10 protein-coding genes and 1 riboswitch are annotated in these 13,175 nt (G+C 69.6%); of the genes, 5 read left to right on the top strand and 5 right to left on the bottom strand.

The window, feature by feature from the left end:
- Positions 1–3: 3 nt before the first annotated feature.
- Positions 4–93, bottom strand: a riboswitch (SAM riboswitch).
- A gap of 298 nt (positions 94–391) precedes the next feature.
- Positions 392–754 carry a DUF397 domain-containing protein gene (locus tag ABT299_RS31495; RefSeq protein WP_500252953.1) on the top strand — a complete coding sequence of 121 codons (363 nt, stop codon included), beginning with the start codon at positions 392–394 and terminating at the stop codon, positions 752–754.
- A gap of 33 nt (positions 755–787) precedes the next feature.
- Here ABT299_RS31495 and ABT299_RS31490 read toward each other — a convergent pair whose 3' ends face one another.
- A complete protein-coding gene (locus ABT299_RS31490) occupies positions 788–1,660 on the bottom strand; it encodes a helix-turn-helix domain-containing protein (protein WP_500252952.1) in 873 nt (290 codons plus the stop codon).
- Between the two features lie 294 nt (positions 1,661–1,954).
- On the opposite strand from ABT299_RS31490, the gene ABT299_RS31485 reads away from it, so the two are divergent.
- The 3 genes from ABT299_RS31485 (at position 1,955) to ABT299_RS31475 (ending at position 7,877) form a co-directional block, all read left to right on the top strand.
- Positions 1,955–2,581, top strand: coding sequence for a hypothetical protein (locus ABT299_RS31485; protein WP_387019543.1), 627 nt, complete (start codon positions 1,955–1,957; stop codon positions 2,579–2,581).
- Between the two features lie 47 nt (positions 2,582–2,628).
- Entirely contained in the window at positions 2,629–5,874 is a 3,246-nt protein-coding gene (locus ABT299_RS31480) for an NACHT domain-containing protein (protein ID WP_500252951.1), read from the top strand.
- A gap of 452 nt (positions 5,875–6,326) precedes the next feature.
- Entirely contained in the window at positions 6,327–7,877 is a 1,551-nt protein-coding gene (locus ABT299_RS31475; RefSeq protein ID WP_387019536.1) for a DHA2 family efflux MFS transporter permease subunit, read from the top strand.
- Positions 7,878–7,986: 109 nt separating this feature from the next.
- Here ABT299_RS31475 and ABT299_RS31470 read toward each other — a convergent pair whose 3' ends face one another.
- Both ABT299_RS31470 and ABT299_RS31465 read right to left on the bottom strand, forming a co-directional pair.
- Positions 7,987–9,522, bottom strand: coding sequence for an acyl-CoA synthetase (locus ABT299_RS31470; protein WP_500252950.1), 1,536 nt, complete (start codon positions 9,520–9,522; stop codon positions 7,987–7,989).
- 57 nt (positions 9,523–9,579) lie between these two features.
- Positions 9,580–9,807, bottom strand: a complete 228-nt coding sequence (locus tag ABT299_RS31465) for a DUF397 domain-containing protein (protein ID WP_190858696.1) — start codon at positions 9,805–9,807, stop codon at positions 9,580–9,582.
- A gap of 198 nt (positions 9,808–10,005) precedes the next feature.
- Here ABT299_RS31465 and ABT299_RS31460 point away from each other — a divergent pair, with 198 nt between their 5' ends.
- Positions 10,006–10,617, top strand: a complete 612-nt coding sequence (locus ABT299_RS31460; RefSeq protein ID WP_190858694.1) for an ATP-binding protein — start codon at positions 10,006–10,008, stop codon at positions 10,615–10,617.
- Here ABT299_RS31460 and ABT299_RS31455 read toward each other — a convergent pair.
- Together ABT299_RS31455 and ABT299_RS31450 are read right to left on the bottom strand one after the other, a co-directional pair.
- Entirely contained in the window at positions 10,598–12,058 is a 1,461-nt protein-coding gene (locus ABT299_RS31455; protein ID WP_277819988.1) for an alpha,alpha-trehalose-phosphate synthase (UDP-forming), read from the bottom strand. The two genes, ABT299_RS31460 and ABT299_RS31455, sit on opposite strands and share 20 nt — an antisense overlap.
- A gap of 196 nt (positions 12,059–12,254) precedes the next feature.
- A complete protein-coding gene (locus ABT299_RS31450; protein WP_500252949.1) occupies positions 12,255–13,103 on the bottom strand; it encodes a PCRF domain-containing protein in 849 nt (282 codons plus the stop codon).
- Between the last annotated feature and the right edge of the window lie 72 nt (positions 13,104–13,175).

Genomic DNA, 13,175 nt, shown 5'->3' with positions numbered 1-13,175 from the left:
TTCTCCTCATCGCTCCTGGCATTGGCACCTTGCCGCGAAGGCAGGTTGCCGGACCGTCCCAGGGCCAGGTCCCTCAGGTCCTCTAGATGATCACAACGCCCAGATCCTGCCCCGCACCACCACCACCCGTCAACACGCTTCCGGGCGCCTCGCCTCCCCGCCCCCACCGACGGACATCCCGTCACCGGTACACCGATGCGTTCTCGATTGAGATTCTCACCTCAAGGTCTAACCGTCGACATAAAAGTGTCCCGGTGGTCATTGCACGGGAGGCGCTACGCGCTACTATCCCGTCGTCTCCTCCGGTTCGCCGCCCTCAACTCGACGCCCACACCATTGGTCTTGGTTTATTGCCAACTGTCCGATTTTACAGTAGTTAGACAGCTGATCAATGTCCGAAATGCTGGAGCAAACTCCCGCGAAACCGGCGTCCAGGTCGCTAACCTCTAGCCGACCGCGGACCCCCGCGTCATGGTCGCGACGAAGGGACCAGGACATGCCCGCATCGACGGATGAGAACAACGGAAGTGCCGGCGGGCCCGCGTCAGGCGCACCCGATCCGGCTTGGCGCAAGGGCTCACATTGCCCGGGAACCACGGAGTGCACGGGAGAGACGAACTGCGTCGAGGTGAGCCGGCTTTCTTCTGAGCTGATCGGGCTGCGGGACTCCGCACGGCCGGAGGTGGTCCTGCCCCTCTCTCGCCAGCGGTTCTCAGCGCTGCTCCAAAAGATCATCGACCGTACCGGCCATTGACCGCCGTGGACGTCCCGGGGCAGGTCGGCAGGGTCAGCGAGGCCCCCACTCCTCGGCCGCCCGCGCTATCCGGCGCCGGGACTCCTCCGCGGAGAGCGAGACCGACCTGAGCGCGTCCCAGCACAATCGGTACGTGTGCGTGGCCCCGTCGTCCTGAAGTACCGCCATGGTCACCAGATTGTCCAAGTAGACGACATCCGGAAAGACGACATCGTAGGCGGGGGCGAACTCGAGAAGCGTGAAGGTGTCCGAGAAAATCGGTTCCCGGTCGACATCCAGCGGCAGCACGTGGACGTGCACGTTCGACAACTCGGCAAGGTCGAGAAGATCGATCATCTGCCTTTGCATGATGTCGCGGCCACCGATGTCGCGCAACAGCACGGACTCATCTATAACGGCAGAGAGGGTCAGCGGATTCTCGCGGCGCAATATCTCCTGCCGTCGCATACGCAGATCCAGCCGGCGTTCGACCTGCCGCGGCGTGGAAACAGCGATGATCCGGCCGCTGTCCAATATCCGGTGGGCGTACTCTCTGTTCTGCAGGAGGCCAGGAATGGCGTACGTCCCGAAGGTCAGGGCAGTATGCGCCTCGTCCTCCAGCGCGACATAGGTACCGAACTCACCGGACAGGACGTCCCGGTACTCGGCCCACCAGCCCTGCTCCGTGGCGGCCTGCGCGAGGGCCAGCACCTCCCCTTTGTGGCCCTCGTCCACCCGGTACAGCTCCAGCAGCAGCCGAACGTCCGAGACCCGCACGCCGATCCGGGCGTTCTCGATCCGGCTCAGCTTGGAGGCCGACCAGTCGAGCCGATCCGCGATCTCCTCGACCGTCCGGCCGAGTCGCTCCCGCAACCTCCGCAACTCGATGCCGAGGCGGCGACGGCGGACGGTCGGGGCTGCGGCCACCCTGCCTCCCGGCGAATCGGTTCGGCCTTCCGGCCCGGGCCGATCTGCAAGTTGCAGGGCAACGATAACCGCGCGCTCCCTAAATCACCAGACCTCGCGGAAAAGCGGTTCCCCACCTTTGACATCATTCTGTCTCACTGGAAGTCGTCAACCTTGCCAGACGGATACAGAGGCGATCCACGGGCCATGCATGTCGCCGTGCACCTTGCACGGCTTCGAGAACCGGTTGCAGACTATTGCCGGAGGATCTAACAGCAGAGCGAAATTGGGGGCGCTCAGGTGAGCGGCAACCCGGTGCACAGAAGCATTCTGGCCGTCGACCTGGAGAACTCGACGGGGGTGCTCCGCACGAACCCGATCAAGGAGGAACTGCGGAGCCAGATCTACGGCCAGGTGAAGCGGGCCATGGCGTCCGCGGGCATCGACGAGCGTTGGTGCGACCCGTTCGAGGACCGCGGAGACGGCGTCCTCGCCCTGTTCCATCCGGTCGACGAGCTGCCGAAGACCCGGCTGCTCTCCCGCCTCGTCCCGACCCTCGCCCGGCAGCTGGCCGACTACAACGAGTCGATTTCGGCGGCAGACCGGCCGAGCAGGTGCATGCGCCTGCGAGCCGTCGTGCACGCGGGCGAGATCCACCGGGACGAGAACGGGCCGTTCGGCGAGGCCATCGACCTGGCCTGCCGATTACTGGACGCGCCGAGACTGAAGAAATGCCTGCGGTCGAGCACTTCACCGCTCGTCCTCGCGGTCTCCGAGGACATCTACTGGGGAATCGTCAAGCATGGATACGACGGGATATGCCCCGCGGCGTACCGCCCCGACCTGAGGGTCTCGGTCGCCTCGCGGCGGCGCCAGGGATTCGTCCATGTGCCGCAAGAGGCTTCGGGAACGCCCGAGGACCGGACAATGGCGGTCGCGTGAGACGGCGTTCTCGCCATAATGGCTCAGCCAGTTGAAGCGGAGGTGCCATGTCGGTCGAGGTGGCCGCGTTGCGGGTGGGGGCGTCGGTGGCGCGGCTGGCCGTCGGGCGATGGCTCGCCGGACGCTCCACCAGGGACGCCGCCGGCAAGGACCTCACCGAACTGATCAGGACCGGGTTCCCGGACGAGATCAAGCGGCGGCGCGTCCAGCGGCAGTTCGAGGGCATCGCCGACGCGGTGGCGGAGCGGCTCCTGACGTTCGCGGGCACCGAATTCGGCGGCCTCACCGACGGCGACCGCGACGCCGCGCTGTTCGAGGTCGTCCGGACGCTCGACAACGCCGACCTCTCGGACGACGCCCTCTTCGCGGCGGACGCCGACCCGGTGAAGCTCGCGCGGAGCCTGCGGTCGCGGCTTCCCGCGCGGCGTGCCGAGTTCGAGTTGGGCGAGGTCGGCGCCCACCTTTACGAAGTAATACTCGACGAGTGCTGCGACTGCCTGGCGCGCATCGTCATCCACCTGCCGGAGTTCGCGCCACGCGCGTCGGCCGAGATGCTCGGACGGCTCAGCGGGCTCGCCGACCAGGTCGGAGCCGTCCTCGCCCGGCTTCCGGCACGCACCCTCACCGCCCCCGAAGGCGAGGCGGACGACGAGGAGTTCACGCGCCGCTACCTCGCCTCCATCAGTGAATCCCTCGACACGCTGGAACTGTTCGGCGTCCGCTTCGAGCGGCTCACGCGCCCGCAGACCACGCTCAGCGTCGCCTACATCAGCCTGAACGTCTCCGACGAGAGCGCGCGCAGCCTGCACCGGGCGCCGCAGGCCGTACCCCTCAGCGAATGGCGCGACCAGGTGCGCACGGGCGCCGTCCGCGTCGAGGCCGCGTTGGGCGACCACCGGCTGATGTTGCTGCGCGGCGAAGCGGGCGGCGGCAAAAGCACTCTGCTGCGGTGGCTCGCCATCACGGCGGCGCGCGGATCCTTCACCGGCCCGCTCAGCGAATGGAACGGCTCCGTCCCGTTCCTCATCAAGCTGCGCAGCCATGCGGGCGGCGCGCTGCCGCGTCCGGAAGAGTTCCTCGACGACGTCGCCGGCAACCTCGCCGGGATCATGCCGCGCGGCTGGGTGCACCGGCGGCTGCTGTCCGGCCGTGCCCTGCTCCTCGTGGACGGCGTCGACGAGGTGACGAGCGGCCAGCGGCAGGCCGTCCGGCAATGGCTGAAAGGACTCGTCACCGAGTTCCCCGGCATCCGCGTCATCGTGACGTCGCGCCCGGCCGCCGCCGCTTCAGACTGGCTCCGCGCCGAAGGCTTCGCGACCGCCTTCCTAGAGCAGCTCACCCCGGCGGACGTGCGGACGCTCGTCCAGCACTGGCACAACGCCGTCCGCGACTGCGCCGACATCCCGTGCACGCCGGAGCGCCTGCCGTCCTACGAGGCCCGCCTGCTCGCACGCCTCGAAGCAGCCCCCCACCTGCGGACACTCGCGTCCAGCCCACTGCTCGCCGCGATGCTCTGCGCGCTCAACCTCGACCGCGAGGCGCTCCCCCGCAACCGCATGGGCCTCTACACGGCCGCACTCGACATGCTGCTGGAGACACGGGACACCAAACGAGGCATCCCGAGCGTCCTCGAACGCGACCAGAAGATCCGGATCCTCCAGGACATCGCCTGGCACCTCTCGACCAGCGCCCGTGTCGAGTTGCCGAAGCCGATGGTCGAACGCCTGGTCGCGGACCGGCTCGCCTCGATGCCGCAGGTCCGCGTCCCGGCGGAGAAGGTTCTGGACGAACTGCTCCAGCGCAGCGGCGTCCTGCGCGAGCCCGTGCCCGGACGCATCGACTTCGTCCACCGGACCGTCCAGGAGTACCTCGCCGCCAAGCAGGCCGCCGACCTCGGCGACATGGACCTGCTCGTCCAGAACGCCCACCGCGACACCTGGCGCGAGACCGTCATCATGGCCGCCGGCCACGCCAACGAGCCCCTACGCCGCGAACTCCTTACCGGAATCCTCGCCCGCGCGCACACGGAGAAGCGGCGTGCCCGCGCCCTGAAGCTGGTGGCGGTCGCCTGCCTGGAGACGCTCCCGTCCGTCCCCGACGACCTGCGCGACGACCTCGACCGCTGCCTGGACGACCTCATCCCGCCCCGCGACGAAGCCTCCGCCCGCTCCCTCGCGACGGCCGGCGAACCCGTCCTCCACCGCCTCCCCCAAACCCTGGACGGCCTGTCGACCGCGGCCGCAACCGCGACGGTCCAGACGGCCTGGCTGGTCAACGGGCCGGGCGCGCTGGATGTGCTCGCACGCTACGCCTCCGACACCCGCTCGCGCGTGCAGTTGCAGGTGGCGAAGGCATGGGAGTACTTCGACGCCGAGGAGTTCGCCGTCCGTGTGCTCGGGCGGTTCCCCACCGGCGGGCAGCTCTCCGTCTCCCGCCCCCAGCAGTTGAACGTCCTGGACAAGGTGCCGCCGCTGGCGAACCTTGTGGTCAATCGGCCGCTCGTTGGTGACTTCGGTTTCCTCGCCCGGCACGCAGACACGCTGGTGAGGCTGGTCCTGCGGGCATACGACACGAGGAAGCTGAGGTCGCTGCCGGCACTACCGGTGCTGCGTTACCTAACTCTGGCTTCCTCCCTCACCGACCTCGCCGTGCTCCGGAACTTGCCACAACTGACCTCGCTCTCGCTCGGTATGTGCGAAGGCGTCTCCGACTACTCTCCGCTGCGGAGGCAGCGTGAGTTGACCAGTCTCAATCTGTACGGCGCCTCCAAACTCACGAGCATCGACGCGCTCCCTCCGTTGGGGGCGCTGCGCACACTGGGCGTGAGCGACTCCAATCTCACCGAGGGCCTTGATGGAATCCGCGCCGCCGCCCCCAATCTCGGACGCTTCTACGCGGAACGATGCAGATGGGTGACCGGCCTCAGGCCACTCGCAGGCATGCCGCTCATCGACTTAAGCCTCGTCGGCTGCCATCAAGCGAGCGACTTCGACACCCTTGCTTCGCTCACCAGGCTCGAGCATTTGAGCCTGGACGAGACCGGGATCAACGATCTTGAGCCGCTGAGATCGCTGTCGAGACTCAGGACGCTCTGGCTCTGGCGTTGCGAACTCATAGACGACCTCCGCCCGCTCGCATCGCTGCCTGCCCTGCGGGTCGTTCGCCTCGAAAATGCCGCGCCGGGGCTGGATCTGTCGCCGCTGGCGGGGAACCGGAAGCTGACGGTCTACATCGCCGCGGGGCAGGACGTGCGGGGTGCCGAGGCGTTGGGGCGGCGGTTGAAGGTCTCCTGAGCCGCCTGGTCCGCTTCCCTCGGCGACCGCCGCGTCAGCGCATGTGCGCGGCGGGCCGGGGCGGCGGGCGGCGCCATCGCGGTGCGGGTGGGGCTGGGTGGGTGGTTACGGAAAGTTGTCGGGAAATTTCGGCATACGGGCGATGAGTTCTTCGTAGAGCGCTGGTCTGCCTGTGCGTCCGCTTCGGAACGCTCTGCAGGGAGGGGGAGACCTCGATGTCGGATGCGTCACACTGTGTTGACCTCGAGTGCGGTCGAGGTCGGACGCTGGACGCCGGGGAGCAGCGCAGACCCCGGTCAGACTGTCGGACCCTCCTGGAATAGTCCCGAAGGCCGCGAAGTTTACTCGTTCGCGAAAGTGTCAGTCTCTGCAGTATTTTGCTGCGGTATCCCCGAGAACGTTCCCCGGTCCTTGCGTGCCCGCGTGCACGGGCCCTGACGATTGGAAGAGAGTTGACCGCTCCCGCGTCTTCGCAGACGGCGGACGGCCCGCTGGAGGACTCGGCCCCTGGCGGCGGGCTGGACCGCGGCGTGCTCGCGGTGGCCATGTGCGTCGTCCTCGGCGCGATCATGTCCATCCTCGACGTCACGGTCGTCAACGTCGCGATCAATGACCTGACCAAGGAGTTCGACGCCCCGCTGGCGACCATCCAGTGGGTCGCGACCGGATACACCCTCGCGCTGGCCACGGTGATCCCGATCACCGGCTGGGCGGCGGCCCGGTTCGGCACCAAGCGGCTCTACATGATCTCGATCGCGCTGTTCGTGATCGGCTCGATGCTGGCCGGGCTGGCCTGGTCGGCGACCTCGCTGATCGTGTTCCGGGTGCTGCAGGGCCTCGGCGGCGGCATGATCATGCCCGCCGGCATGACGATCCTGACGCAGGCCGCCGGCCCGAAGCGGGTCGGCCAGGTGATGAGCGTCGTCGGCATCCCGATGCTGCTCGGCCCGATCCTCGGCCCCATCCTCGGCGGCTGGCTGGTCGACGACGTGTCGTGGCGGTGGATCTTCTTCATCAACCTGCCGATCGGCATCGTCGCGCTGTTCATGTCCGCGCGGATCCTGAAGAAGGACGAGCCGCAGCGGGCCGAGCGCCTCGACATCCTGGGCCTGATCCTGCTGTCCCCCGGCCTCGCCTCCCTGATCTACGGCCTGGCCAAGGGCGCCGAGCTGAAGGACTTCACCAAGCCGGACGGGCTGATCCCCACGGTGGTCGGCGCCGTCCTGGTGATCGCGTTCGTGTTCCGGGCGCTGAACGCCAAGAGCCCGCTGATCGACCTGCGGCTGCTCAAGCGCCGCTCGGTGGTCGCCGCGTCCGGCACGATGGTGCTGTTCATGGCGGCGTTCATGGGCGCGATGCTGCTGCTGCCGCTGTACTACCAGACGGTGCGCGGGCAGGGCGCCCTGCACTCCGGCCTGCTGCTGGCCCCGCAGGGCCTCGGCGCCATGGTCACCATGCCGATCGGCGGCAAGCTGACCGACCGGATCGGCCCCGGCCGCGTGGTCCTGGTCGGCCTGGTCGTGGTGGTGCTGTCGGTGGCGGGCTTCGCCGCGATCCTGGAGGCCGACACGTCCTTCTGGGCGCTCGGCGCGGTGCTGTTCGTCATGGGCCTCGGCATGGGCATGACGATGATGCCGACCATGGCTGCGGCCATCCAGACCCTTGAGCACGACGAGGTGCCGCGGGCCAGCACGATGCTGAACATCATCCAGCAGGTGTCGACGTCCCTCGGCACCGCGCTGATCTCGGTGCTGCTGGCCAACAAGCTGGCGTCCAACCTCAAGCCGTTCGGCGGGGGCGGCCAGGCGAACCCGGGCCAGAAGGTCCCGGAGGCGATCATGCAGAAGATCGCCGGGCCGATGGCGGACGCGTTCCAGCACACCTACTGGTACGCGGTGGCGCTGCTGGCGCTGGCCTTCATCCCGGCGCTGCTCCTGCCGCGCAGGCGGCCGGACACCACCGCCGCCGCGGAGAAGCCCGAAGTGCCGATCGCGATGCACTAGGACGCCTCTGGCGTCCGCCGAGCCCCGGTCCGGGAACCTGGTTCCCGGGCCGGGCTTTCGCCGTTCGCGGGCCTCTCAGCGCCGTCCATGGACGGTTCCAACGCCGCGGTCAGGCGGTCGCGGCGCTCTGGTCCTTCCAGTACTCGTCGCGGAGCAGGCGCTTGTAGAGCTTGCCGGTGGGGTGGCGCGGGAGCTCGGCCCGGAAGTCGACGGAGCGCGGGCACTTGTAGTGGGCGAGGTGGTCGCGGCAGTAGGCGATCAGCTCGGCCTCCAGTTCCGGGCCCGCGTCCGCAATGGACGACGGCTGTACGACGGCCTTGACGGCCTCGCCCATCTCGGTGTCGGGCACGCCGAACACCGCGACGTCGGCGACCTTGGGATGCACCGCGAGGACGTTCTCGGCCTCCTGCGGGTAGATGTTCACCCCGCCGCTGATGATCATGTACGAGCGGCGGTCGGTGAGGTAGAGGAAGCCGTCCTCGTCGACCCGGCCGATGTCGCCGAGGGTCGTCCAGCCGTGCCCCCAGGGGTCGCGGGACGCGGCGGTCTTGGCCTCGTCGCCGTGGTACTCGAACTTCGGCCCGCCGCCGAAGTAGAGCGTGCCCGGGGTCCCCGGCGGCTGCTCGGCGCCGTCCTCGTCCAGGACGTGGATCTCGCCGAGGATCGGGCGCCCGACGGTGCCCCTGTGCGCCAGCCAGTCCTCGGAGTTGGTGTAGACGAAGCAGTTGCCTTCGGTGCCCGCGTAGTACTCGTGCAGGATCGGGCCCCACCAGTCGATCATCCGCTCCTTGACCGGGACGGGGCAGGGCGCGGCGGCGTGCACGGCGCAGGCCAGGCTCGAAAGGTCGTACTTGGCGCGGACCTCGTCCGGGAGCTTCAGCATCCGGATGAACATGGTCGGCACCCACTGGCTGTGCGTGACGCGGTACTTCTCGATCGCGGCGAGGGCCTGCTCGGCGTCGAACTTCTCCATCACCACGACGGTGGCGCCGCACCGCTGGAAGACCAGCGAGTAGCGCAGGGGCGCGGCGTGGTACAGCGGCGCCGGGGACAGGTAGACCGAGTCCTCGCCGGCCCCGAACAGCCCGGTGATGAGCGTGTAGAGCGGGCCGGCGGTGCCCATGGGGGCCTGCGTGAGCGGCGGCTTGACGCCCTTGGGGCGGCCGGTCGTGCCCGAGGAGTAGAGCATGTCCTGCCCCTCGCACTCGTGCTCGATCGGCTCGGCCGGGTGCGCGGCGACGCGGTCCTCGTAGGAGTCGTAGCCCGGTGCCGTGCCGCCGAGCATCAGGCGCAGCGGCACGTCCGGCGGGTCCTGAGCGGCGGCCTCCATCGAGGCGCTGGTGATGAAGGCCTTGGCTTCGCAGTTGCCCACGATGTAGGCGAGCTCCTCGGGTTGGAGCCGGGAGCTGATGGCGGTGTAGTAGAGCCCGGACCGCTGGGCGGCCCAGGCGACCGCCAGGTAGAGCGGGTGGTTCTCCAGCATGAAGGCGATGTGGTCCCCCGGCCGGAGCCCCTCCGCGTGGAGCAGTCGCGCGAGCCGGTTGGACTCGTCGTTCAGTTCGCGGAAGGTGACGACCCGGCCGGAGCCCGCCATGATGACGGCGGGCTTGTCGGGCGTCTGCGCCGCTACGTGCCCCAGGTGCATGGCCGCACGCTACCGGCCCGGACGGGCGAATGGAATCCCGTTCGGTTTATGGGACGGTCAGACCAGCATGTGGTCGAAGTCCCCGTCCTTGGCTCCGCCCACGAACGCCTCCACCTCCTCGCGCGTGTAGACGAGCACGGCCCCCTCCGGGTCCCGGGAGTTGCGCACGGCGATCTCCCCGTTCGGGAGTTCGGCCATCTCGACGCAGTTCCCGCTGGGGTTGCTGCGCCGGCTCTTCTGCCAGACCAGCCCGTCGCGCCAGTCCGACATCTGGTGGCCGTCCATCGTTTGTGCCCCCTCAGGCGTCTCAGCCTCCCCTGACGGGAAGGCCGCGATCTCGCCCCACCCCACACCATGGTACGAGATGCACGTGCATTCGTTCTTGCATTCGTTCATGCAGACGGTCTTGCATCTGCACGACTTGGGGAGCAAGATAGCGAACGCTCGCCGGTACCGACCCAGCACGCCTTCGAGGTTCGAGAAATGACCGTTGACCAGGCAGACGACGTCGCGGCCCACGCCGCCAGAGGCGGCCGCGGACCGCGGCACGCCGTGCACGCGCCCTGGCCGGACGCTCCGCCGCCGCCCGCGCGACCGAACACTCCCGCGAGCGCCCCGGTGGCCGCGGCCGGCCTGGCCGGGCTGTGGCCCGCCGCGTACGCCGGCACGCCGCGCACCGCGCGCCGCGTGCTGCCCGCGGAGATCACCGCGCCCCGCACGGCGCGCGAGTTCACCCAGGCCACGCTGCGCGAGTGGGGCCTCGGCGAGGGCGCCGAGGACGTGGTCGTCGCCGTCTCCGAACTGGTGACCAACGCGCTGCGGCACGGCCTGGAGGGGCTCCCTCAGCCGCTGCCGCTGTGCCCGATCCAGGTCGTCCTCGTGGGGCACCCGCGGCGGCTCGTCGTCACGGTGACCGACCCGGGGGCGCGCGCGCCCGAGGCTCTGCCCGCCGACCCCGACCGCTTCGTCGAAGGCGGCCGGGGCCTGCTCGTCGTGAGCGGCGTCAGCGACGCGTGGGGCTGGGCGCGGCTGTCCACCGGAGGGAAGGCCGTGTGGGCCTCCTTCGACCTGCGGGTCAGCCCTCCGCGGCGCTGACCGGCGAGGGCACCGACCGGACCGGGCGCTCCAGCTCGCTGAGGAAGTCCTGCGCCCAGCGGTCCACGTCGTGCTCGATGACCCGCCGGCGCATCGACCGCATCCGCCGGGCCTGCTCGGCGGGCTCGGCGTTCAGGGCGGCCAGAAGCGTGCCCTTCAACCCGTCGATGTCGTAGGGATTGACCTGGAAGGCGCCCCGCTTCAACTCCGCGGCGGCGCCGGCGAACTCGCTGAGAACCAGCGAGCCGCGCAGGTCGCGGCGGCAGGCCACGTACTCCTTGGCCACCAGGTTCATCCCGTCGCGCAGCGGCGTGACGACCATCACGTCCGCCGCCAGGTAGAGCGCGGTCAGCTCGGCGCGGTCATACGAGCTGTGCAGATAGTGAATGACCGGAAAGCCGATTTCGCCGTATTCGCCGTTGATCCGGCCGACCTGCTGCTCGATCTCCTCGCGCAGCAGCTGGTACTGCTCCACGCGTTCCCGGCTCGGCGTCGCGATCTGCACGAACACCGCCTGGCCCGGCTTGAGGTGGCCGTCGCCGAACAGCTCCCCGAACGCCTGCAGCCGCTGGGTGATGCCCTTGGTGTAGTCGAGCCGGTCGACGCCGAGCAGCACCGTCGCGTCCCCGAGGTCGCCGCGGATCTCCTGCGCGCGCTCGACCACGTCGGGGCGCCCGACCAGCTCGTTCAGCTCGCCGACGTCCACCGAGATGGGGAACGCGCGGGCGCGCACGACCCGGTCGTCCCAGAACACGTCCTGCTTGGAGTAGCGGGTGTCCAGCAGACGCCGGCACAGCCGCACGAAGTTCGCCGCCGCGCCGGGCAGCTGGAAGCCGACCAGGTCCGCGCCGAGCAGCCCTTCGAGGATCTGCCGCCGCCACGGCAGCTGCCAGAACAGCTCGACCGGCGGGAACGGGATGTGCAGGAAGAAGCCGATGCGCAGGTCGGGGCGGAGCGCCCGCAGCATCGCCGGGACGAGCTGGAGCTGGTAGTCCTGCACCCAGACGATCGCGCCGTCGGCCGCGACCTTCGCCGCCGCCTCCGCGAACCGCCGGTTGACACGCACATAGGCGTCCCACATGGCGCGGTCGTAGACGGGCGGGGCGATCACGTCATGATAGAGCGGCCACAGCGTGGCATTGGAGAAGCCCTCGTAATAGAGCGCGACCTCCTCGGCGGACTGCGCGATGGGGTGGAGCGACATGCCGTCCTCTTCGAACGGCTCCAGCTCCTCGCCGGGCGCGCCCGTCCAGCCGATCCACGTCCCGTTCCTGCGCCGCATCACCGGGGCGATGGCGCTGACGAGCCCACCGGGGCTGCGCCGCCATGCCGGAACCCCGTCCGGCCCGACGTTCCGGTCCACCGGAAGCCGATTGGCCACCACAACGAACTCACTACCGCGCGACACCAGCGACCCGCCTCTCCAGGAACTCTCGGTCATCACCATGCCCAGAAACGGTCATCGGGAACATTGTGTCAGTTCGACGTAAAGACCCGATGACAGCAAACCGGGATGTCAGGGAGGCGGGGCGCCCACGGCCCGGATTTGGAGCGGACCATATCCCTTTCCGGGCTGGTGACGGTTGTTTACCCGAATGTCACCTTCCCTGTGCGGGGGCCAGAAAAAGTTGTGTAGATCACACTGACGCGACCGGGGTCGGCGCGGCCCGCAGGCGTAGGTGCCCGCCCGGCGCCTGCGGAACCGCCTGGTAACGGCCCTCCGGAGCGCTCTCCAGGGCGGCGAGCTGAGCCGACACCACACGCATCGCGTTGGCCTGGGCGCGCGCGGGGTCCGGGTCGCGTCCGTACGCGCCGATGCGGGTCGGTTCGTGGAGCACCCGGAGCATGGTCTGGGCGTTCGGCTCCCGGGTGCAGTACAGGTCGATGCGGACGTCCCCGGGGTCGACGGGCGCTGGCTCGGCGTCGGGCAAGACGGTGACGCGCACAGGGCCGGCACCCGGGCCGTCGGCGGTGCGCGCCGGCCCGTTGCCGGCCTTCAGGATCGACCACGGACCGGGCCCCTCCTCCCCCGCCGTGACCTCCAGCATCGCCCAGTGCGGCGGCGGGTCGTTGTAGAGGTGCTCGGCGCGCCAGCCACGGTCGCGCGCGTCCTCCCGGTAGGCGTCCACGACGGCCTGGACGTGGTCGTGGCCGCCGTCCTCCGCGTCGATCAGCACGATCGCGTCGTACGGGTCGAAGGGATCGCGGGCGGCGACGGCGGCGGCCAGGTCCGCGCGCAGGGAAACCGACTCCCGCTCGATCCGGTCGGCCTCGGCGCGCCAGGCGGGATCGGCGGCGAGACCGCGTGCGTCCTGCAGATCGTCCAGGAGGGCCCGGAGGCGCAGCGCGTCCTCGTGCAGCGGCCGCAGTGCCGCCGCGCAACGGCGCAGCCTGCGCGCGCGCCGGAAGTCTCGATGGACGTGGGGGTCGGCCAGCCGCGCCTCCAGACCGGCGTATTCGGCCGTCACCGCCTCCCACGCGTCCATGGGGACATCCTGGCAACGCGGCGGGCCCCGGGCCGGGGGGGTAGGGGCGCCGGGGCGGGGCCGCCGGGGTGA

The organism is Spirillospora sp. NPDC000708 (genome assembly GCF_040299565.1).
GTDB lineage: Bacteria > Actinomycetota > Actinomycetes > Streptosporangiales > Streptosporangiaceae > Spirillospora.
This window is presented reverse-complemented; position numbering and strand designations above follow the sequence as displayed.